This is a genomic window from Emticicia aquatica (assembly GCF_923079645.1).
GTDB classification, from domain to species: domain Bacteria; phylum Bacteroidota; class Bacteroidia; order Cytophagales; family Spirosomataceae; genus Emticicia; species Emticicia aquatica.
In genome coordinates, this window is the sequence record NZ_CAKLPY010000002.1 from 1,388,839 (window position 1) to 1,409,294 (window position 20,456).

The 20,456-nt window shown below is 35.6% G+C and carries 20 protein-coding genes; 10 read left to right on the forward strand and 10 right to left on the reverse strand.

The window, feature by feature from the left end; all coding sequences use genetic code 11:
* The 4 genes from MJQ71_RS15465 to MJQ71_RS15480 form a co-directional block, all read right to left on the reverse strand.
* The gene (locus MJQ71_RS15465) at positions 1-1,095 is read right to left on the reverse strand and encodes an RES domain-containing protein (protein WP_238807533.1); all 1,095 of its coding nucleotides are present in this window, start codon (positions 1,093-1,095) and stop codon (positions 1-3) included.
* A 12-nt stretch (positions 1,096-1,107) separates the two neighbouring features.
* On the reverse strand, positions 1,108-1,635 hold the full coding sequence (locus tag MJQ71_RS15470) for a hypothetical protein (RefSeq protein WP_238807534.1): 528 nt from the start codon (positions 1,633-1,635) through the stop codon (positions 1,108-1,110).
* 73 nt (positions 1,636-1,708) lie between these two features.
* On the reverse strand, positions 1,709-1,879 hold the full coding sequence (locus MJQ71_RS15475) for a hypothetical protein (RefSeq protein ID WP_238807535.1): 171 nt from the start codon (positions 1,877-1,879) through the stop codon (positions 1,709-1,711).
* Between the two features lie 209 nt (positions 1,880-2,088).
* Positions 2,089-3,231, reverse strand: a complete 1,143-nt coding sequence (locus MJQ71_RS15480; RefSeq protein ID WP_238807536.1) for a 2-isopropylmalate synthase — start codon at positions 3,229-3,231, stop codon at positions 2,089-2,091.
* A gap of 513 nt (positions 3,232-3,744) precedes the next feature.
* Here MJQ71_RS15480 and pyk point away from each other — a divergent pair.
* Positions 3,745-5,196 carry a pyruvate kinase gene (gene pyk, locus MJQ71_RS15485; protein ID WP_238807537.1) on the forward strand — a complete coding sequence of 484 codons (1,452 nt, stop codon included), beginning with the start codon at positions 3,745-3,747 and terminating at the stop codon, positions 5,194-5,196.
* Between the two features lie 77 nt (positions 5,197-5,273).
* Here the strand turns inward: pyk and MJQ71_RS15490 are convergent, their stop codons facing one another.
* Positions 5,274-6,044, reverse strand: a complete 771-nt coding sequence (locus tag MJQ71_RS15490) for a hypothetical protein (protein ID WP_238807538.1) — start codon at positions 6,042-6,044, stop codon at positions 5,274-5,276.
* 101 nt (positions 6,045-6,145) lie between these two features.
* Between MJQ71_RS15490 and MJQ71_RS15495 the strand changes: the two genes are divergently transcribed.
* Together MJQ71_RS15495 and rnhB are read left to right on the forward strand one after the other, a co-directional pair.
* Positions 6,146-7,498: an MATE family efflux transporter gene (locus MJQ71_RS15495; RefSeq protein WP_238807539.1), complete on the forward strand. Its 1,353-nt coding sequence runs from the start codon at positions 6,146-6,148 to the stop codon at positions 7,496-7,498.
* 75 nt (positions 7,499-7,573) lie between these two features.
* Positions 7,574-8,176: a ribonuclease HII gene (gene rnhB / locus MJQ71_RS15500; RefSeq protein ID WP_238807540.1), complete on the forward strand. Its 603-nt coding sequence runs from the start codon at positions 7,574-7,576 to the stop codon at positions 8,174-8,176.
* Here rnhB and MJQ71_RS15505 read toward each other — a convergent pair.
* Positions 8,148-8,984, reverse strand: coding sequence for a sugar phosphate isomerase/epimerase family protein (locus MJQ71_RS15505; RefSeq protein WP_238807541.1), 837 nt, complete (start codon positions 8,982-8,984; stop codon positions 8,148-8,150). The genes rnhB and MJQ71_RS15505 overlap by 29 nt on opposite strands.
* A gap of 125 nt (positions 8,985-9,109) precedes the next feature.
* Positions 9,110-9,889, reverse strand: coding sequence for a TIGR00266 family protein (locus tag MJQ71_RS15510; RefSeq protein WP_238807542.1), 780 nt, complete (start codon positions 9,887-9,889; stop codon positions 9,110-9,112).
* A gap of 182 nt (positions 9,890-10,071) precedes the next feature.
* Between MJQ71_RS15510 and MJQ71_RS15515 the strand changes: the two genes are divergently transcribed.
* Positions 10,072-10,476 carry a hypothetical protein gene (locus tag MJQ71_RS15515; RefSeq protein ID WP_238807543.1) on the forward strand — a complete coding sequence of 135 codons (405 nt, stop codon included), beginning with the start codon at positions 10,072-10,074 and terminating at the stop codon, positions 10,474-10,476.
* 57 nt (positions 10,477-10,533) lie between these two features.
* Here the strand turns inward: MJQ71_RS15515 and MJQ71_RS15520 are convergent, their stop codons facing one another.
* A complete protein-coding gene (locus MJQ71_RS15520; protein WP_238807544.1) occupies positions 10,534-10,836 on the reverse strand; it encodes a YtxH domain-containing protein in 303 nt (100 codons plus the stop codon).
* 121 nt (positions 10,837-10,957) lie between these two features.
* Between MJQ71_RS15520 and MJQ71_RS15525 the strand changes: the two genes are divergently transcribed.
* Positions 10,958-11,635, forward strand: a complete 678-nt coding sequence (locus tag MJQ71_RS15525; protein WP_238807545.1) for a YdcF family protein — start codon at positions 10,958-10,960, stop codon at positions 11,633-11,635.
* Here MJQ71_RS15525 and MJQ71_RS15530 read toward each other — a convergent pair.
* Both MJQ71_RS15530 and MJQ71_RS15535 read right to left on the reverse strand, forming a co-directional pair.
* On the reverse strand, positions 11,619-11,981 hold the full coding sequence (locus MJQ71_RS15530; RefSeq protein ID WP_238807546.1) for a CoA-binding protein: 363 nt from the start codon (positions 11,979-11,981) through the stop codon (positions 11,619-11,621). The genes MJQ71_RS15525 and MJQ71_RS15530 overlap by 17 nt on opposite strands.
* Before the next feature lie 59 nt (positions 11,982-12,040).
* Complete coding sequence (locus MJQ71_RS15535; protein ID WP_238807547.1) at positions 12,041-12,919, reverse strand: DNA-3-methyladenine glycosylase family protein; 879 nt, start codon at positions 12,917-12,919, stop codon at positions 12,041-12,043.
* A 437-nt stretch (positions 12,920-13,356) separates the two neighbouring features.
* On the opposite strand from MJQ71_RS15535, the gene MJQ71_RS15540 reads away from it, so the two are divergent.
* The 5 genes from MJQ71_RS15540 to MJQ71_RS15560 all read left to right on the forward strand — a co-directional run bounded on the left by MJQ71_RS15540 (position 13,357) and on the right by MJQ71_RS15560 (position 20,374).
* Positions 13,357-14,598 (forward strand): c-type cytochrome, encoded by a 1,242-nt coding sequence (locus MJQ71_RS15540; protein ID WP_238807861.1) that lies wholly within the window; start codon positions 13,357-13,359, stop codon positions 14,596-14,598.
* A gap of 81 nt (positions 14,599-14,679) precedes the next feature.
* Positions 14,680-17,733, forward strand: a complete 3,054-nt coding sequence (locus MJQ71_RS15545; RefSeq protein WP_238807548.1) for a TAT-variant-translocated molybdopterin oxidoreductase — start codon at positions 14,680-14,682, stop codon at positions 17,731-17,733.
* 64 nt (positions 17,734-17,797) lie between these two features.
* Positions 17,798-19,177 carry an NrfD/PsrC family molybdoenzyme membrane anchor subunit gene (gene nrfD, locus MJQ71_RS15550; RefSeq protein WP_238807549.1) on the forward strand — a complete coding sequence of 460 codons (1,380 nt, stop codon included), beginning with the start codon at positions 17,798-17,800 and terminating at the stop codon, positions 19,175-19,177.
* A gap of 26 nt (positions 19,178-19,203) precedes the next feature.
* On the forward strand, positions 19,204-19,725 hold the full coding sequence (locus tag MJQ71_RS15555) for a DUF3341 domain-containing protein (protein WP_238807550.1): 522 nt from the start codon (positions 19,204-19,206) through the stop codon (positions 19,723-19,725).
* 34 nt (positions 19,726-19,759) lie between these two features.
* Positions 19,760-20,374 carry a c-type cytochrome gene (locus MJQ71_RS15560; protein WP_238807551.1) on the forward strand — a complete coding sequence of 205 codons (615 nt, stop codon included), beginning with the start codon at positions 19,760-19,762 and terminating at the stop codon, positions 20,372-20,374.
* The last annotated feature ends 82 nt before the right edge of the window (positions 20,375-20,456 follow it).

Consider the following 20,456-nt stretch of genomic DNA (forward strand, 5'->3'; position numbering starts at 1 on the left):
TTAGGAATTAAAGTTATATCGTGCTAAATTTAGTGACTCTAAATGACTTTCCATTTTAGCAAATTTTGAATGTTTAAATTCTAGAGGAATACCTTTAATATTGAGCATTTTTATTTCCTTATGTTCTTGATACTCTAATTCTTCATATATTTCTGTTAAGTCCATTTTTTCAACCGCAGTCATTGAGAAGGCTTGTTGCAGTATATTACAGTACCCTTTATCGTTAATTTTACGGGGTGGTATAACAAAATTGATAAAATTATCCTCCTTGACATTTAAAGACTCTATTCGGGTCGAGCGATAGCGAACTCCAACAATATCAGGAGATAATTCCCGTATGCATTCCAAAAGAAGTTGAGGCATTACATATTCTGGTTTAAAATTATGTTTATCATTTTTCACTTTTAGTGTACATACCGTTAGTAATGGAAAGAGCATTGCATAATCAACTAACGCCTGTGGTTCATCTTCAATATCATCAAATTTTCGAGTCGCAAAAGACGCCGAGTCTAAATCAATGAATATCATTGGAAAGTTATTTGTAAAACGAATTACAGATATGTATTCAGGCTCTCTTAATTCTTTCCAAGCGGTATATATAGAATTTGCTAAGTATAAATGTGTAAAACCAGGTAAGCTATATCTTTGAGTAGATGCAATTCCTCTTAAATTGAAAGGGATATGAAATAAATCTTTTTGTGATAAATTTTCGTCTTTTTTGCTGGAACGAACTCTGTAAAACTCTCCTTTTCTAGGTGGAATTTTGTATGAATTATTTGAAAGCTGCAAAAGTAGTTTACTTTTTACTAAAGAATCTCGAAGTATTGAATATGCTTTTCCGTCAATACTACTTTGAAATAAGTAGTAATTCGTTGATTTTTTTACCCCATCAATAATAAAAGTTAATCTATTAATAAAATCTTCTTGAGATATTAGAACTTTATCTAATATCTCATCAAAAAGTCCAGAGGAGTTTCGCAATTCTGTTTCATAATTATCCAAAAAATCAATAATAAAGGTTGAAAAACTTTTATCTGTTGAACTATAAGATTTAAGGCAATTATCAAATTTTAAAATAATTTCTTTGAGCTGCACAAGTATAAAAGCTTAGTTTATATTTTTTAGAAACTCTTGAAGATATAAGTTAAATACACGCCAAGTTTGAGCATTTGAAAAATAAGGATAATCAAATTCTGGGTCTAACTTCTCAAGCCAAGTCATATGTTCTTTGATAAATAACTGAATTTCTTTGTTGTCTAATATTTTTTCAACCTTATCATTATCATAATTATTCCATCCTGATAATATAGACCACGCAATTACCCATGCTAATTCAGCATTTAATTTTTTTTCAGTAATTTCATCTTCAAATTGTATAGGTTGAATAGCCATGATTGTTAGTTCTTTCCCTGAAATAATTTTTGAATGATTAATTCTGCTATTATCTCCTTGTTCCATATATGGGTAGAGCTTTTCGGCCATAGTATACCAATACCAATCATTAAGTATTTCTTCGGCATCATCAATGTAAATGATGTCAATATCTTTAACTTTTTTAGAATACTCTTTAAATGCTATTAGCCATTCTTTGAATTCTAATAAGCGTTTCTCTTTTTTGGGGTCAGAACTTTCCATTGTATGAACATAAAAAATGAGGTATTTACGTTAAGCAAATACCTCAGTATGAATTGTAATTCCTAAAATCACTTTATATTGTATCTTTCGCTTCTAAATGCAAAAACAAAAACGCTTGCCTCATATTTTTAGGATTAACCAAGTTTAAAGTTATTGCGTCTATATCAGAATTTTTGAATTTTATATTTTCTGTTGAATTGTTTGTAACTTCCTTGGGAGGCCTGACTTTAGGAACTTTTCCCATAGTGCTTATCATAATGATAAAATTTAGATTGAAATTATGAGGGTGCAAACCTACGATTTAACAATTATAAAAGCAACAATTAAGTTAAATTTATTTTAATTGCGAACTGCTACTTATTATTTAAGTAAATCAATATATAATATTCAATAAATCCAAAAAAAAATGAAAGTTTTTTAAGATGATTTTACTTTTTAATTTACAAAAATTTACTACGCTCTCATTAACTTTACCAAATCCTTATCATTTACTTCTTTGATTTGGTCGGCTAAGTCAAGGAAACGCTTATATGTATCATCCAATAAAGGTTTTTCAAGTTTATACCCTAACATTTCGAGGCGGTGTTTCAAGGCATGGCGACCACTTCTTGCAGTCAAAACAATCGAAGATTTTGGTACACCAACTTCTTGTGGATTGATGATTTCGTAAGTATCTGTATGTTTTAAGAAACCATCTTGATGAATACCCGACGAGTGAGCAAAAGCATTACGTCCAACGATTGCTTTGTTGGCTTGCACCTGCATTCTCATGGTTTGTGAAACCAAATTACTCATCGGAAACAACATTGTGCTATCAATATCTGTATGATAACCGAGCGATTTATGCACTTTCAAAATCATGGCCACTTCTTCTAATGAAGTATTTCCAGCTCTTTCACCGATTCCGTTGATAGTTACTTCCACTTGTCTTGCACCTGCTCTGATTCCTGCAATTGTATTGGCTGTTGCCAAGCCTAAATCGTTGTGGTTGTGCATCGAAATAATCGCTTTGTCGATATTTGGTACGTTATTCATCAAATAATTGATTCTATCGTACATTTCGTTTGGCAAAACATAACCAGTTGTATCAGGAAGATTCACAACAGTTGCACCAGCTTTGATAACGTTTTCGGTCAATCTTGCCAAAAACTCCAAATCGGCACGGCCAGCATCTTCTGCATAAAACTCCACATCATCAACGTATTTTCGTGCGTGTTTTACTGCATCAATTGCTTGCTCAATAATTTGTTCACGGTTACTATTAAATTTATGTTTGATGTGAATATCAGATGCCCCGATTCCAGTATGAATACGAGGACGTTTGGCAAACTTGAGAGCTTCGCCAGCGGCATCAATATCTCCTTTTACGGCACGTGATAATGCACAAACTGTTGGCTCGGTAACGGCTTTAGAAACCTCTACAACCGAACGAAAATCACCAGGACTTGAAATAGGAAATCCTGCTTCGATGATATCAACACCTAGTTTTTCGAGTTCTTTGGCAATCATTACTTTTTCGTCAGTTGTTAACTGACATCCTGGTACTTGCTCGCCATCTCGCAAAGTAGTGTCAAAAACATAAATTTTGTCGCTCATTTCTAATGAGATTTATATTGGTTAAGTGAGAATCTTATCAATCTGTTTTCACAAAAAAGCCCTTTCTCACGTGGTAAGAAAGGGCTTTTGTATATACAAAATCTCCATTTCTCACACCGACGGGCTGAGTAGAAGGAGAAGTGAAATTGCGATTGACGAATGATTCAATGGTTTTGTTATTTTTAAGTGATACAAATTTAGTCAAATATTTTTTTTAGACAAAAAAAAACGAATTTTTTTCTAAAAAAACTAAATTTAAGAATATGGTAAATCTAAGTTGGGAGTAGGTAATAAATATCATCAAAGTACTATTATAGGTCAAATGTCCACTATTTTGAGGAATGTTTTTAAGAATAAATAATAATAAAAATATTGTTTAATAGGTTGATAATCAGGTTATTAAATATTTTGCAAAATTTCATTGCTCCATTCTGTTTCAAATATTCTGTAATTCTTCCGCAATTTTAGTATTTTTGCACTATTCCTAAGCCGAATAAAAATTTTATTTCACCTATGCAAAGAAAAACCAAAATAGTAGCAACTGTCGGCCCTGCTTCAGAAAGCGAAGAAATGTTATTGGCATTGGCAAAAGCTGGTGTGAACGTTTTCCGTTTGAATTTCTCTCACGGAACGCACGCCGACCATCAAGTTCGTATCGACCGTATTCGAAAAATCAATAAAGAGCATGGCTACAAATGTGCCATCTTACAAGATTTACAAGGCCCAAAAATCAGAATTGGTCTGATGGAAAGTGGCAACGATGGCGTTGAAATTTTTGCGGGAAATCAATTGAGATTTGCCAGCGATGATATCGTCGGAAATGCCGAAAGAGTAAGTACCCCTTATAAAGGTATGTACAATGATGTACAAGTTGGGGAGAGAATTTTGATGGATGATGGAAAACTAGAAGTTAAAGTAATAGGAAAAGATGGTTCTGACGTAATTACAGAAGTTGTTTACGGTGGACTTTTGAAACAAAAGAAAGGTGTAAATTTACCGAACACTAATATTTCTCAGCCATCTGTTACAGATAAAGATTGGGAAGATTTGAAATTTGGCTTGGCAAACGACGTTGATTGGGTTGCCCTTTCATTTGTTCGTACAGCCGAAGAAATTCAAGATATTCAAAAATATATCAAAGAACAAGGCAAAAGTGCCAAAGTAATCGCTAAAGTTGAGAAACCAGAAGCAATTACTAATATGGAAGCGATCGTAAATGCTAGTGATGCCATTATGGTTGCTCGTGGAGATTTGGGTGTTGAACTTCCTTCAGAAGATGTGCCAATGATTCAGAAACGTTTGGTTGAAATGTCTAACTTGGCTGCCAAGCCTGTTATCGTAGCAACACAAATGTTGGAAAGCATGATTGACAGTCCACGTCCAACTCGTGCAGAAGTAGGCGATGTAGCAAATGCCGTACTCGACGGAGCAGATGCCGTCATGTTAAGTGCCGAAAGTGCATCGGGTAAATATCCGATTTTGGCCGTTGAAACAATGGTAAATACAATTGTGAAAGTGGAAGAACTAGCTGATGAGAAAAAACTCTATTTCCGTCACCACACACGTGTTACTGAAGACTCTTACCAATCAGAAGAAAAAGAAAACGATAATGTTGTAATGACCGCTTGTCGTTTGGCTCGTGACTTGAAAGTAAAAGCTATTATTGGCATTACTTCATCTGGTTATACAGCTGTTCGCTTGTCGCATCACCGTCCAAAAGCGGGTTTATTTATTTTTACAAATAACGAAAAATTATCAACACAATTGAGCCTTTATTCGGGTGTGCAAGTTTTCATGACTGAAGCAATGAAAGGCAAAAATGTTGAAGAAGTAGTTGATGCGATTAAAAATGTTTTGATTGAAAAAGGCGAATTACAAAAGGGAGATTTGTTTATCAATACTTTGAGTTTGCCGTTGCAAGACAACAATCGTACAAACACCGTGAAATTAAGTAAAGTTGAATAGTTTTAACTTTCATTTTATAGCACAAAAAAGGCTTTTTCTTATGGAAAAGCCTTTTTTGTTGAATATGAATGCTTCATTTACTTTTTCTTTTTAGCTAAAAGCATCAGCGGAATGCCGTTTTTATAAATGGGTTTTTCGTCGGGGTCATTGATTTGTTTTAGTTCAAAAATTGTAATAGAATCTCCTTTTGAACGAAAACCGTAGGCGTCCGATTTTTCTTTATTTCCCAAGAAAATTACGTCGCCGTCTTCATTCGATACACAATCTCCATTCACACAAACCGTATAATTATCGTATTTATCCCAGCCATTTATTGTGCCGAATCGACTAAAATTAGCCGATTTTTGGGTAGAAAGGTGTTCAAAAATATCCCAATTGCCTTCAAAAAGAATTTTATTTACTGCCGAAGGAAACGCAACTTTCGGAGTAAAACTTTTGTCAATAAGATTGCTATCGGCTCGTACGAATCTAAAAACTCGGTTAAGTTCTTTGTCCGCAAAAACCAATGTTTTTGTATTGGCCGAATAAATAATATTAGTTTCTGCATCTTGGTTAAGCTTCAAACTGAGCGTATCGCCATGACGTTTCATAGGTAAATTAGCAAACTCTGCTTGACCATTAAAAACCAGCAATGAATCTCCTTTTGTGTGGTCATAAATTAACTCAGTTACATAAAAAGTATAGTTTTTAGCTACATTTATGGGTGAGTGCGATGCTTCGAGAGCTTCCAAATATTCTTGATTTAACCAATGTCCGTCAAGGTTTGTTGGGGTATTTCCTTGTTCAGGAAAAGTGCAAGCATTTAGCAAAGCACCAATAAGAATAGAGGGTAAAAGGAGTTTTTTCATTGAAAGAAGTTAAGTATCAGATGCAAAGTTAAACAACCTATAATAATTCTTGACCAATTTTTACGACCTTTGCCTAAAATTACACTTCTGTTTATATTTTTATGCCTATTTTTTCACAACATTACCAAGAAGAAATAAAGAAAACTTTTCTGCTTGCATTGCCGATTGTTATTGCCCAGCTTGGGGTAGTTTTGATGGGAGTTACAGATAATATAATGGTTGGTCGGTACATTGGAAAAGTTGGACTTGGTTCGGCGGGTATTGCCAATTCAATGTCTTTTTTGATTGCTTCTATTGGTATGGGTGGACTTTCGGTGGTTGCTCCACTGATTTCAAAAGCGAAGGCCGAGCGAAATATTGTCGAAATTAATCGCCTTTTTAGGGCAGGAATTAAAGTGGCTTTGTGGTTTAGTTTGATTCTTGGAGTGGTGGGATTTATTTGTATTTATTTCTTTGAAATTTTTCAACAATCGCCTGAAATAAACCTACAAGCTCCAACTTTCATGGCAATTATTATTGTTTCAAATGCTTTTATGTTTGTTTTTGCTGCTGCGAAACAACTTTCTGACGGACTTTCACGCACTTACGTAGCCATGATGATAACAGTTTTTGGTTTGGTTTTAAATTTGATTTTCAACATTGTTTTAATTAATGGCTATCTAGGTTTTCCAAAAATGGGTTTAAATGGTTCGGCTGCATCTACGCTTATCACTCGAATTTTGATGATGATTGCAATGTTTGCTTATTTATTCAATACAAAAACATTCAAAAAATACCTTCATGTAAAATATAAATCACTGAAAGTCAATGACTTAGTGTCAATTATTTTTAAAATTGGTGTACCGAGTGGTTTACAATTTTTCTTTGAAATTGCAGCTTTTTCATTAGCTGTAATTATGATGGGCTGGCTAGGCGAAAATCAATTGGCGGCTCATCAAATTGCTATTAATGTGGCATCGACAACGTATATGATGGCTTCGGGTTTGGGTATTGCGGGAGGAATCAGAGTAGGCGAAGGTCGTGGCCTAAAAGATGTTCGTAAAATTAGGTTTTCGGGTAATGTCGCTTTGTTATTGGTGATTATTTTTATGACAACCATGATGTTGCTGATTTTTGTCTTTAATCGTTTCTTCGTTGAATTGTATATATCTGATAATGAGGTAATTAAGATTGCGATGCAATTGATGTTAGTTGCTGCTATTTTTCAATTATCTGATGGAATCCAAGTCGTTTCTTTAGGAATTTTGCGGGGCATTGCCGATGTAAATATTCCGACGTGGATAACGATGTTTGCTTACTGGGTTATTTCGTTGCCTTTGGGCTATTTTCTAGCTTTCAAGATGGAAATGGATGCAATCGGTATTTGGGTGGGCCTTTTGGCGGGACTTACAGTTTCAGCAGTTTTGCTTACTGGCCGTTTTTATTTCTTGATTAAAAAAATGAAGATAGAGTAACTTTTAAAAGTAAATAATATTCATAAATTCCGTTTCACTAATGCAGTGAAGACAAAACAGATACCTTGTTTTTTTATGCTCCGTTCATATTATAATATAAATGCCATAGAAGCAGGACTTGATGAGGCTGGTCGAGGGTGTTTGGCTGGGCCAGTAGTGGCAGCGGCAGTTATTTTGCCCAAAGATTATACACATGAATGGCTCAATGATTCAAAGCAATTAAATCAAAAACAAAGACAGGCTTTAAGAATTGAAATCGAACGAGATGCAATTTCTTTTGCGGTTGCCGAAGCCTCTAATGAAGAAATTGATAAAATAAATATTCTAAAAGCTAGTTTTTTGGCTATGCACCGAGCAGTTGAAAGTTTAAAGCTTCGCCCCGAACATTTACTGATTGATGGTAATCGTTTTACGCCTTATCCGCTTATTCCGCATACATGCATTGTAAAAGGTGATGCCAAATTTTTATCAATTGCCGCAGCTTCGATTTTAGCTAAAACTTATCGAGATGATTTAATGGAAAAACTTGCAATCGAATTTCCAAATTATCGTTGGGAACAAAATGCAGGTTATCCGACATTGTTTCACAAAAAAGCGATAAAAGAGCATGGTTTCACGCCCTTTCATCGCCTTACATTTCGTAGTGAAATTAAAATTTCAAGTCTTTCAAATAAATAGCATCGCTTTTCATACTTTCAATCGGCCCAATTGGATATTGCTCTTGCTCAACCAAAAAATATTTGATTCCACTATCTTTTGCTGCACGAAGCAAGCCTTTATAATCAATTATTCCTGATGCAAGGTCGGTTTGCTGAGGTTTGGGGTCTTTCGTAGCAAGCTGTTTGATGTGACAAAGTTCGTAGCGATTGCCGTATTGTTTTAAGTGTTCAATGCTGTTTTCACCTGCTGCTTCGCTCCAACACATATCCAATTCAAAACAAACGATTGATGGGTCTGTGTTTTCTAATAAAATTCTTTGTCCTTTTATACCATTGGCATTTTGGAAAGAATAAGCATGATTATGATAACCATAACGCAAACCATATTTTTTACAGATTTCACCGTTTTTGGTAAATGTTTCAGCTTTCTGTTTCCAAGCAGCGGCTGATGGTTGCATTCCAATGCCTGGACAAATTACATATTTCAAGCCACCTTCAGCACATTTGGCAATCATTTCTTCGTTTGTATCACCCAAACCTAAATGAGTACTGACCATATTAACGCCGATGTCATCCAAAAACATTTTTGCATCTTTTGGAGCCATACCCCAAAATGGGTCTTTTGAGTAGCTTTCAAAATATTTATAACCCATATCGGCCAATTGCTTCATGTAGTTTTTCGGGTCATTTGGAAGTACATCACGGATACTATAAAGCTGACAACCAAATTGTTTGAGTGTTCCTTTGGCTTGTAAGTCATTGGTCATAAATGCCAAAGCGGCTAATGAAGCCGATTGTTGCAAAAATTTTCTGCGATTGATATTCATTGTCTTAATAGATGGTTGAATTAAAAAGAAAGGCAATTTACTTTAAATTTGATAAATAATTGTCAATTCTACAAATAAAAATAGCCACCCAAAAGAGGTGGCTATTTTCTATCAACAACAATTTTTTATCCTTCAAAAAGGCTGCCTAAACCACCTAGAACTGAGCCACTTTCTTTACTGGCATTTCCACCGTATGGGGTTAAACGTTGAATTAATTTTGAAATTGGTAATGATTGAATCCAAACTTTTCCTGTGCCTCGAAGGGTTGCTAAAAATATTCCTTCTCCACCAAAAACCATTGATTTCAAACTCCCCGAACGCTCAATATCAAATTGTAATTGCGGCTCAAAACCAACTACACAACCCGTATCAATGCGTAGTGTTTCGTTGTTGAGTTGGCGTTCAATCACCACGCCACCAGAATGGATAAATGCCATTCCATCACCTTGAATTTTTTCAAGAATAAAACCTTCTCCACCGAAGAAACCCGCACCAAGGCGTTGGTTAAAATGGATAGAGATACTTGTTCCCATGGCGGCACACAAGAATGCATCTTTTTGTACAATGAGCGTATTTCCCATGATTTGTGCCAAATCAACGGCTTTAATTGTTCCAGGATATGGTGCAGCAAAAGCTACCTTTCGTTTAATATTAGAACGATTGGTAAAATGAGTCATAAAAATGGATTCGCCCATTAAAACTCTACTACCTGCTTGCATTAATTTGCCAAACAAACTTTGTTGCGGTTGCGAGCCGTCTCCCATTTTGGTTTCAAACATGATTCCGTCTTCCATAAAAAGCATCGAGCCAGCTTCTGCAATAACGGTTTCGTTTGGGTCAAGTTCAATTTCGACGATTTGAATATCTTCGCCAAAGATTTTGTAGTCAATTTCGTGAGAACGCATGGAAATAATTGAGGTTTAAATTTATATGAAGCGAATATATGATTTATGTCATTATCATTCAAAAAAATCTACATAAATGAAGTACAACTCGTGAAGAATGGTTATTTTTGGAAATATATAGAGTTATTCCAACCATTTTAACCAAATGGGAATCTAGTTTAAACAGAAAAAAAATGATAACTATGAAAAATCTAATAATAGCTCTCTTATTGGCTTCGACAGCCGCTTGTACGCAAGAAACAATAGACTTATCGCCAAAATTAGCCACCAAGGTCGAATTAAGTTTTGATACCGAAGTAGTGTATCAAGAAGGTGTGAAAATCAAAATAACCAAAATTGAAGATAGTCGATGTCCCAAAAATGTAACCTGTGTTTGGGCAGGTATGGCAAGAGTTTTCTTTACAATTACAGAGAAAAGTATTTCAAAAGATGGTTCGATTGATTTTGAATCAAACCCCGTTAAAACAACTATTGATGTTGGCGGACAAAAATACAATGTGGAGGTATCGGATGTACTGCCTTATCCTAAAGATACCAACGAAACCAGTCAAAAAGAATACAAAGTGAGTTTAACCTTGAGTAAATAATAAAAGTAAAGAGAGAAGATATTGCATCTTCTCTCTTTACTTTTATTTCTACAAAACTTACGCTTTGGGTTCTTCCGTAGCTGGATTGTTTGCTGCTTTAGTTTTTCCGAATAATTCTTGCAAAAATACTTCTGCATCAGGAAAATTGTCTTTCAAAGTAGCACTTACTTCGGTTTTTAATTTTTCAAAATATTCAGGAGCTTTGTCAATTGCTTGCTCGGCTTCGTCTTTAAATTGACCCGCTTTTACTTTCAAATCAGCCAAAGCTTTTTCTCCTTCTTCGGTTTGAAAATATTTATTAAGTGCTACACCCGCTGCTGCTCCGAGTATGAATGTTGCTAAATGTTTTGCGTTAACCATTTTAGTAAATATTGATTTTTAATTTTAGTTGATGAATCTCTGACGAAATTCATGAATAAAAGTATTGATGTTTTTTGAGTAATAATTAATAATTTTGCCGATTGGTAAAATTTATACGCAAATGGCTGAAAACCTCTTTGATTATTACGCTCAGATTTTGTACGATTATCATTTTTTGAAACAGCCACTTCAAACAGCCGATGCTATTTTTGTGTTAGGCAGCCATGACCCAAGTGTTGCAGATTATGCGGTACAATTATACAAAGAAGGGTGGGCTTCAACTATTATTTTTTCTGGGGGAGTTATTCGTCCAATTGGTGAGCTAAGAAATGAAATACCTAAGTCAGAAGCTGAAGCTTTTTTTGATATTGCTGTAAAAAGCGGTGTTCCTGTTGATGCAATTATTCTTGAAAACAAAGCGACCAATACTGGAGAAAATTTTAGTTGTACCAGAAAACTATTGAATGAAAAAAGGCTTGACTATAAAAGTTTTATTCTTGTTCAAAAACCATATATGGTACGTCGAACATATGCTACTGCCTTGGTGCAGTTTGCCGAATTTAGCTTTGTTTCGGTAGCGAAGCCTGATTCTTATGCCGAATACATCGCTCGTTGCGAGCAAAATAATATTAGCAAAGAAAGAGTTATCAGTAATATGACTGGCGATTTGCAACGGCTAAAAATTTATCCAGAAAAAGGGTTTTTGGTATCAATGGAAATACCCGAAATGGTTTGGGAAGCATACAAAAAATTGATAGAAATGGGTTTTGAAGGCCGAATGGCTAATACTGCCCCGTAGAAAGCAATACCAAAGTACAAGCTTCGATAGGTTCGATACCTTTTTTTTCTAAAAACTCCTCAAATTCATGGTTTTCAGTGCCAGGGTTAAATATTACTCGACGAGGCTTTAAGTCTGCTATATAATCAAAATACTCACTTTGGTGTTTTGGGCTGATGTACATTGTTACTGTATCTATATTACTAAAGTTTTCTTTTTCTGTAGTAATCTCTTTCCCTGCAACGATTCCGCTTTTTAGGCCTAAAAGCTCTATTTCGTGTTGGTGATTTACTAACTTATTTGCTGCCAAATATGCGTATCGGCTAGGTTCAGTTGAAGCACCAATGATTAAAGTTTTTTTTGTCATTTATCAAGAAAATTATCTATCTTAAAAATCGTAATTGCTCAAAATTAGTTCACATAAATCTAACCTAAAAGCGAATGCCAAAAATAGAAAGTAGCGTATCCTCGCCAGCCAGCCCATTTTTCGGACATCGAATGTAGTTCTTTAATGGACGGTTTTGCGGGTAAATTATATTGTGTTTTTACGGCATTGTGCAGACCAACATCTTCAACAGGAAAAGCATCATAGTTTTTCAAACTTTTCATCATTGAATAATTCGCAGTCCAATTGCCAATACCTTTGATAGCAACCAATTTTTGTCTAATTTCTTCAAAAGGAAGTTTAGCTAGCATTTCTTGAGATAAATGACCTTCAGCAAATGCTCTCGATACATTTAATATATATTGGGCCTTACTTTTACTAAATTGGAAAGGCTGAAAATCTTCAATGTTTAGACTTGCCAATTTTTCGGGAGTTGGTAAGGCATAAAAAACGTCATCTTTAAAAATTAATTTCTGACCGAAGTTTTGAACCAATTTTTCTTTCAAAGAATATGCGAAATTCAAATTTATTTGTTGACCAATAATTGACCAAATCAATGATTCAAATAAATCAGGCATTCCAATCATTCGTAGCCCATAAAATTTTTGACAAAGATTTTTCAAAACAGAATCATTTTGTGCAACTTCGTAAAATGTTTTTAAATCCGCTTCTAAATCAAACCAATCAGACACATATTTTTTTATTATTTTAATGTTTTTTTCGTCAGTCTGTTCAGAATGGATTGATATTTGCAACCCAGAATCGAAAGAAATAGCAAATAGTACTAAAGCATTGTTGATGGAAAGGGTTTTAAAAACTTGGTCATTTTTGACAAAGTGCAAACACTCTTTCTGGTTGCGAGTTAAAAAACGGAGTGTTTGTTCAAAACTAAATTCGGTAGGAGTTTCTAAGTGAATCATTGAGGCGTAAATTTTGAAATAAATTGCAACATAGAAATAGATTATTGTTCTCAAAACCCGAATCTTGCTAAACATATCAAATAAAGTTTTAAATGCAAAAATGTAAGTTTATGGGGTTATCCTTGTAAAAAAAAGCTTTATAATGTACCTTTGCAACATCTATAGCAAATTAGAATTTTCAAACACAGTATGTTATGTATGCGTTCCATACAAACTGATATTCTTGCTAAAATACCATTCCATTATCATCTATATACGTTGATTGTGGAATGGTTTTTTATTGTAAAGTGCTTATAGACAGTGTTTTATGTATTTATTTAAAATAGTTCTAAATTACGTTTGGCTATAAAAAAAATAACAAAACCTGTTTGATGGAAAACAATAGTAGCGTAGTTTTGCAGTCTGAAAAAGTAGGTGTACTACATTTATATATAAATATGATTCGTAAATTTTATAAGTCAATTTTAGCTCTTGCGGTTGTTGTAAGCATATCTTTGGGAAATGCGACAGCACAAGACAGTACTTCTGCCGCCTCGGCAGCACCTGCTGCTGGTGCTGGTGGAGATGTAGCGAAAGGGGAAGGGTTATTTAAAAATAACTGTGCACAATGTCATGCTGTAACGGCTGAGGTTGTCGTTGGCCCAGGTTTAGCTGGAATCGAGGAACGCCGAGATTATGCTTGGCTCAAAAAATGGATAAACAATCCAATGGGCGTAATAGGTAGTGGCGATAAATATGCCAACGAACTTTATGCCAAATACAACAAAACTCAAATGACTGCTTTCGGAGCATTTGGTGATGATGAAGTAAAAGCAATTTTGGCATATGTTAAATCTGCTGCCGCTCCAAAAGTAGAGGGTCCAGTTGACCCTAATAAAGTAACACAACCAGCAGAAACGGGCGGTGGTAAATTTATCAATGTTATTTTGATTTCATTGTTAGTTATCATGGCTTTAGTTTTGGTAGCTTTACTAGGAATCCTTCAATTGCTTAACAGATTATCAGGTGGAGAATCATTAGAATCTTCTGCTTCATTTGGTGAAAAATTAAAAGCAAGCTTCAAAAACATTGCAGCCAACAAAACTGTTCGTTCGGCAATCGTTTGGGCATTTATTTTACTTGCTACAAAAGCAACGTTCGATGGAATGTACGGAATTGGAGTTCATCAAGGATATGCACCAAAACAACCAATTGCTTTCTCACATAAGCTTCATGCTGGTGAAATGAAAATTAATTGTGCTTACTGTCATACAGGCGTATATAAAGGTAAACAATCGGGTATTCCTTCTGCAAATATCTGTATGAACTGCCATAATGCGATCAAGCGTGAGTCTCCAGAAATTCAAAAGATTTATTCTGCTATCGAAAGTAATAAACCAATCGAGTGGGTACGTGTACACAACTTGCCTGATTTAGCATATTTCAACCATGCTCAACACACCAATGTTGGCGGTTTAGAGTGTAAAAACTGTCATGGAGAAATTGAGAAAATGGAAGTTGTACAACAACGCTCATCTTTAACTATGGGATGGTGTATTGACTGCCACCGCAAATCAGAGGTTAATGGCAAAGACAATGGCTATTATACTAAATTGATGGAGGCACATAGCCTTGTAAGCAAAGGTGCGATGAAAGTACAAGATAATGGTGGTTTAGAGTGTGCAAAATGCCACTATTAATACATACCGTTTTACAAAGAGTTACATTCTGAAGAAAGTTTATAACATTAAATAAAAGTTCCTTTAGGGAATTAGGGTACTATGGAGAATACTAATAAAAAGTATTGGAAAGGAGTTGAGGAGTTGAAAAACGACATTGGGTTTGTAAAGAATGCCAATCGTGAATTTAATTTAGACGATATCGAAACTGTCGAGCCGACGCACCGCCGTGACTTCTTGAAAGTGTTAGGCTTTAGTATGGCTGCAGTATCATTGGCTGCCTGCGACGCACCTGTTCGTAAAGCTATTCCATATCTCAATAAACCTGAGAGTGTAGAGCCAGGTATTCCTAACTGGTATGCTTCTACTTATGCTGAGGGCGGTGATTATTGTAGCATTTTGGTAAAAACTCGTGAAGGTCGTCCAGTAAAAATAGAAGGTAATAAATTGTCATCTGTAACAAAAGGAGCGGTAAGTGCTAGAGTTCACGCATCGGTTCTCAGTTTATATGATAACGAAAAATTAAAAGCACCAAAAAAAGGTAGCTCAGATATTAAATGGGAAGATTTAGATAAAGAAGTGATCGCGGCTCTATCGAAAGGTGGAAATATCCGTATCGTTTCAAATACAATTCTTTCACCTACAACTAAGAAAGTAGTAGCAGATTTTATCGCAAAATATCCGTCTGCAAAGCATGTTACTTATGATGCAAATTCATCTTACGCGATAGTTCAAGCAAACGAAACATCATTTGGACAAGCGATTATTCCTTCATATGATTTTAGTAAAGCAAGTGTTATCGTTGGTATCAATGCCGATTTCTTAGGAACTTGGATTGCTCCAAATACTTTTGCAGGACAATGGGCTGAAACTCGTAAAGTAAGTAGTGCTAAAGGTGGAAAACGTACAATGTCACGTCATTTTCAGTTTGAAACTGGTTTGACAATTACAGGTGCTTCTGCGGATTATAGAGGAATGATAAAACCTTCTCAAGAAGGAACGCTTGTTTTAGCACTTTATAATAAAGTTGCTGCCGCTTTAGGTGGTAAAGTAGTTGGTGGTGCAGCTATCGAAGTTCAAAACTTAGATAAATGTGCTAAAGACCTTATCGCTGCTAAAGGTTCAGCATTAGTTGTTTCGGGTTCTAACGATCTAGCTGTTCAAACAATTGTAAATGCGTTGAATAGTCTTTTGGGAAGCTACGGCTCAACAATTGATTTAGGGACTCCAATAAATTACCGTCAAGGTAATGATGCTGAGATGACCGCATTTATTAATGAAGTAAAAGCAGGACAAATTAATACAGCAATTTTCTTGTCAAATCCTGTTTATGACCATGCAAGAGGAACAGAACTAGGAGATGCATTATCAAAAGTTGCTACTTCAATTTCGTTCGCCGACCGTGCCGATGAAACTGCTTCAAAATGTAAATATATTGCTCCAGCTCCTCATTATTTAGAGTCATGGAACGACGCAGAGCCAAGAAAAGGCTTCTTCTCTCTTACGCAACCAACAATTTCATTGATTTTTAATACTCGTCAAGCACAATCAAGTTTATTGACTTGGGCAGGTTTGAACGCAGATTATCAAGCATATTTAAAATCAAATTGGACTAAAAATATCCTTAGTGGGAAATCTTGGGTACAAGCATTACACGATGGAGTTTATGAGCCAGGTGCTGGAACTGCAGCTTCAAGTGCAAATTTTGGTGGTAATATAGATGTTGCCGCAGGTGAAATTGCTAAAACTAAAGGCTCAGGAATTGAAGTTTCGATTTATGAATCAGTAGCAATTGGAACAGGTTTGCAAGCAAATAACCCTTGGTTACAAGAAATGCCAGACCCAATTTCTAAAGTAACTTGGGAAAACGTAATTGCAGTTTCTCAAAAAACAGCAACTGAGCAAGGAATTGCACAAGGAGATTGGGCAAAAGTAACAGTTGCGGGCAAATCAATAGAATTACCAGTATTAATCCAACCTGGTCAAGCAAATGGAACAATTTCGATCGCATTAGGCTATGGCCGTACTGCTGCAGGAAAATCAGGTAATACTGGTGAAAATGTTTACCCATGGATTTCAAATGGTAAATATTGGGCAAGTGATGCTAAAATTGAGAAGACAAAAGACGGATATACATTGCCACAAACACAAACTCATAGTACCGTAATGGGCCGAACAGCGGTTGTACAAGAGTCTGTTTTGGGTGAATATGTAAACAATGTAAAAGCTGGTCGTTTTGAGCCAAAAATCGAAACATCAGAAGGAGAGAAAAGTCCTTACCAAATCACACTTTGGAATGGACATGAGAAGAAAAACCACAGTTGGGGTATGGTTATTGACCTTAATAGCTGTACAGGTTGTGGGTCTTGTTTAGTAAGTTGTCAAGCAGAAAATAACGTTGCAGTTGTTGGTAAAGCAGAGGTTGCTCGTGCAAGAGAGATGCACTGGATTCGTATTGACCGTTACTATAGCTCAGAAATGACGCATGATGAAGCTTTGGCAGAAAAAGGAATCATAGGTGGTTTTCAGGCATTAGAAGTAGCTGCTGAAAATCCAGAAGTTGTGTTTCAGCCAATGATGTGTCAACACTGTTCAAATGCACCTTGCGAAACTGTTTGTCCAGTACTAGCTACAACACATAGCTCAGAAGGATTAAACCAAATGACCTATAACCGTTGTATCGGTACTCGTTATTGTGCTAACAACTGTCCATATAAAGTACGTCGTTTCAACTGGTTCAAATACTTTGAAAATGACAACTTTGATTTTAATATGAACAACGACTTAGGACGTATGGTGTTAAACCCAGATGTTACAGTTCGTTCACGTGGAGTTATTGAGAAATGTTCGATGTGTGTTCAACGTATCCAAGCAGGTAAATTGACAGCTAAAAAAGAACGTCGCCGCCCAGTTGATGGTGAAATTCAAACAGCTTGTTCACAATCTTGTCCAACCAATGCAATTACATTTGGTGATATGCTTGACCCAGAGTCACAAATCTCTAAAGTGTTGGAAGTAGAAAAAGAAGGTCGTGCGTTTAACGTTTTGGAAGAAATCAACGTGAAGCCACAAATGAGCTACTTAGTGAAAATTCGTAATAAAGATGGTGTTGTGAAAGCAGCTAAAGCCGAAAAGAAAGAAGAGCATCACTCATAATTTCTATTAATCGGTATAAAGTTTAAAAAAAAATTTAAAATAAATATCTCAAAAAAATAAAACTATGCATGTAGTTTCACCAATAAGAGAAACTTTGGTACTAAACGGTAAATCTTACCACGATGTAACTGAAGATATTTGTAAGCAGGTTGAGGGAAAACCAACCAAAGAATGGAAAATTGTTTTCGGAATTTCAGTATTAGTACTATTATATGGTGCAGCTTGGGTATTCTGGACATGGTGGGAAGGTCTTGGTGTTTGGGGACTTAACAAAACAGTAGGTTGGGCGTGGGACATCACTAACTTCGTATGGTGGGTAGGTATCGGTCACGCTGGTACACTTATTTCAGCAGTTTTACTTTTGTTCCGTCAAAAATGGAGAACATCAATCAATCGTGCAGCTGAAGCAATGACAATTTTTGCCGTTATTTGTGCAGCGTCATTCATTGTAATGCACATGGGTCGTCCTTGGTTAGCATATTTTGCCCTTCCATTACCAAATACATTTGGTTCTTTGTGGGTAAACTTCAACTCTCCATTAGTATGGGACGTTTTTGCAATCTCGACATACTTTTCAGTATCTTGCTTATTCTGGTATATTGGTTTAATTCCAGATTTAGCTACAATCCGTGACCGTGCAACTGGTACTCGCAAGAAAGTATATGGTGCACTGGCAATTGGTTGGACAGGTGGAGCAAGAGCTTGGGCAAGATATGAAGACGTTTCATTGATTTTAGCAGGTCTTTCAACTCCTCTCGTACTTTCAGTACATACAATTGTATCTTTTGACTTTGCAACCTCTGTAATTCCAGGATGGCATACAACAATCTTCCCTCCATACTTCGTGGCTGGTGCGATTTTCTCTGGTTTTGCGATGGTACAAAACTTGATGCTAGTAACGAGAGTAGTATATAAATTAGAAGATTATGTTACACTTGAGCATATTTCATTGATGAATAAAATTATCACATTGACAGGCTCAGTTGTTGGTATCGCATATATTACTGAGTTCTTCATTGCAGCCTATTCTGGTGTTGAATATGAACAATATGCTTTCATTAATCGTGCTTCGGGTCCACTATGGTGGTCATACTGGGCCATGATGACTTGTAACGTACTTTCTCCACAATTATTCTGGTTCAAGAAAATACGTGAAAACATCCTTGTGTCTTTCATAATGGCAGTAATTGTAAATATCGGTATGTGGTTTGAACGTTTTGTAATCATCGTAACATCGTTACATCGTGATTATTTGCCATCAAGTTGGACATATTTTACTCCGCGTATGGGAGATATTTCAGATTATATTTTCTCGTTTGGTTTCTTCTTTACAGCATTCTTCTTATTTGCTAAGTTTTTGCCAGTTATCAACATGGCTGAGGTGAAGTCTGTATTAAAATCATCATCAGAGAAATATCCAGAGAAGAAGAAAGCAACCGTATAATAAAGATTTTTAACCATTAATTTAAAATGGCAGATAGCAAATATTTAGTAGGAGTTTTTGACGATGGAGATGAATTACTTCATGCGGTTGAAGACATTAGACACCAAGGTGTTAAAATACACGAAGCATATACTCCTTTTGCTGTTCATGGACTTGACCGTGCTTTAGGGTACAGTTTTCCAAGAATGGGAGTAGCCGCTTTTTTATTTGGAATAACAGGTACTTGTTGTGCTTTACTTCTCACTTTTTGGACGATGGGTGTGGATTGGCCAATTAATATCGGTGGAAAAAACTTTTTTCCTTTTCCAACCAATATTCCTATAGTGTTTGAATTAACAGTCCTTTTGGCAGCTTTTGGTATGTCTTTTACTTTCTTTTTTATGGAAGATATGGGACCAACTGCTAAACCAATCATATTTGATGTAAGAAGTACGGATGATAAATTTGTGTTAGCAATTGACCTTGCTAAAAACAAACTTTCTGAAGGCGATATTTCAAAAATATTGAAAGAATCGGGTGCTTCCGAAGTAAATGTGAAAGAAGTATAACATTGATCTGATTATCAATTCAAAGAATTCAAAGATGAAGGTTTCATTAAAAAATATTACGCTCGCATTATCAATTGCAACTTTTTCTACAGCTGTATTGACATCTTGTAGCGATAATAATAGTACAGGCTGGGAGTTTGCTCCTAATATGTACAACTCTCGTGCGTATGAACCATTGAGTCAATGGCGTGCGAATACAATTAATGCAGATGGAAAAGATATGCGTAGTCCAGTGGAAGGAACTATTGCTCGTGCAAATTATCATACTACATTTTTACAAGATGATAGTACTACTGTAAACGATTTGATGGTTTATAATTTACCAAAGGATAGTATTGCTGTTGCAGAAGTATCATTGAAAAATCCAATTCCTTGGTCAGATAAAGTAGAAGAAGAAGGGAAAGTTCTTTATGAAAGAAACTGCCAACACTGTCATGGAGAAAAAGGGGCAGGAGATGGTGCTGTAGGAAAAGTATATAAAGGTGTACCCAATTATGCGTCGGATGCATATAAAAATATGAATGATGGTCATATTTTCCATGTAATCACGTTTGGAAAGGGACGTATGTGGGCTCATGCTTCACAAGTTAATCCAGAAGAACGATGGAAAATTGTACATTATGTACACAGGTTACAATTGGGTAACTAATAAATCTTAAACACGCAATCCGTTGAGTGACGGAATACCCATTCTAGGGTAAGTATATAGATATTTCATTCATTAACACCCT

What these genes read in the sequence shown, in the direction of transcription:
- MJQ71_RS15470 (WP_238807534.1), bottom strand. Translation starts at nt 1,635, where the DNA reads ATGGAAAGTTCTGACCCCAAAAAAGAGAAACGCTTATTAGAATTCAAA.
- MJQ71_RS15475 (WP_238807535.1), bottom strand. Translation starts at nt 1,879, where the DNA reads ATGGGAAAAGTTCCTAAAGTCAGGCCTCCCAAGGAAGTTACAAACAAT.
- MJQ71_RS15480 (WP_238807536.1), bottom strand. Translation starts at nt 3,231, where the DNA reads ATGAGCGACAAAATTTATGTTTTTGACACTACTTTGCGAGATGGCGAG.
- pyk (WP_238807537.1), top strand. Translation starts at nt 3,745, where the DNA reads ATGCAAAGAAAAACCAAAATAGTAGCAACTGTCGGCCCTGCTTCAGAA.
- MJQ71_RS15490 (WP_238807538.1), bottom strand. Translation starts at nt 6,044, where the DNA reads ATGAAAAAACTCCTTTTACCCTCTATTCTTATTGGTGCTTTGCTAAAT.
- MJQ71_RS15495 (WP_238807539.1), top strand. Translation starts at nt 6,146, where the DNA reads ATGCCTATTTTTTCACAACATTACCAAGAAGAAATAAAGAAAACTTTT.
- rnhB (WP_238807540.1), top strand. Translation starts at nt 7,574, where the DNA reads ATGCTCCGTTCATATTATAATATAAATGCCATAGAAGCAGGACTTGAT.
- MJQ71_RS15505 (WP_238807541.1), bottom strand. Translation starts at nt 8,984, where the DNA reads ATGAATATCAATCGCAGAAAATTTTTGCAACAATCGGCTTCATTAGCC.
- MJQ71_RS15510 (WP_238807542.1), bottom strand. Translation starts at nt 9,889, where the DNA reads ATGCGTTCTCACGAAATTGACTACAAAATCTTTGGCGAAGATATTCAA.
- MJQ71_RS15515 (WP_238807543.1), top strand. Translation starts at nt 10,072, where the DNA reads ATGAAAAATCTAATAATAGCTCTCTTATTGGCTTCGACAGCCGCTTGT.
- MJQ71_RS15520 (WP_238807544.1), bottom strand. Translation starts at nt 10,836, where the DNA reads ATGGTTAACGCAAAACATTTAGCAACATTCATACTCGGAGCAGCAGCG.
- MJQ71_RS15525 (WP_238807545.1), top strand. Translation starts at nt 10,958, where the DNA reads ATGGCTGAAAACCTCTTTGATTATTACGCTCAGATTTTGTACGATTAT.
- MJQ71_RS15530 (WP_238807546.1), bottom strand. Translation starts at nt 11,981, where the DNA reads ATGACAAAAAAAACTTTAATCATTGGTGCTTCAACTGAACCTAGCCGA.
- MJQ71_RS15535 (WP_238807547.1), bottom strand. Translation starts at nt 12,919, where the DNA reads ATGATTCACTTAGAAACTCCTACCGAATTTAGTTTTGAACAAACACTC.
- MJQ71_RS15540 (WP_238807861.1), top strand. Translation starts at nt 13,357, where the DNA reads ATGATTCGTAAATTTTATAAGTCAATTTTAGCTCTTGCGGTTGTTGTA.
- MJQ71_RS15545 (WP_238807548.1), top strand. Translation starts at nt 14,680, where the DNA reads ATGGAGAATACTAATAAAAAGTATTGGAAAGGAGTTGAGGAGTTGAAA.
- nrfD (WP_238807549.1), top strand. Translation starts at nt 17,798, where the DNA reads ATGCATGTAGTTTCACCAATAAGAGAAACTTTGGTACTAAACGGTAAA.
- MJQ71_RS15555 (WP_238807550.1), top strand. Translation starts at nt 19,204, where the DNA reads ATGGCAGATAGCAAATATTTAGTAGGAGTTTTTGACGATGGAGATGAA.
- MJQ71_RS15560 (WP_238807551.1), top strand. Translation starts at nt 19,760, where the DNA reads ATGAAGGTTTCATTAAAAAATATTACGCTCGCATTATCAATTGCAACT.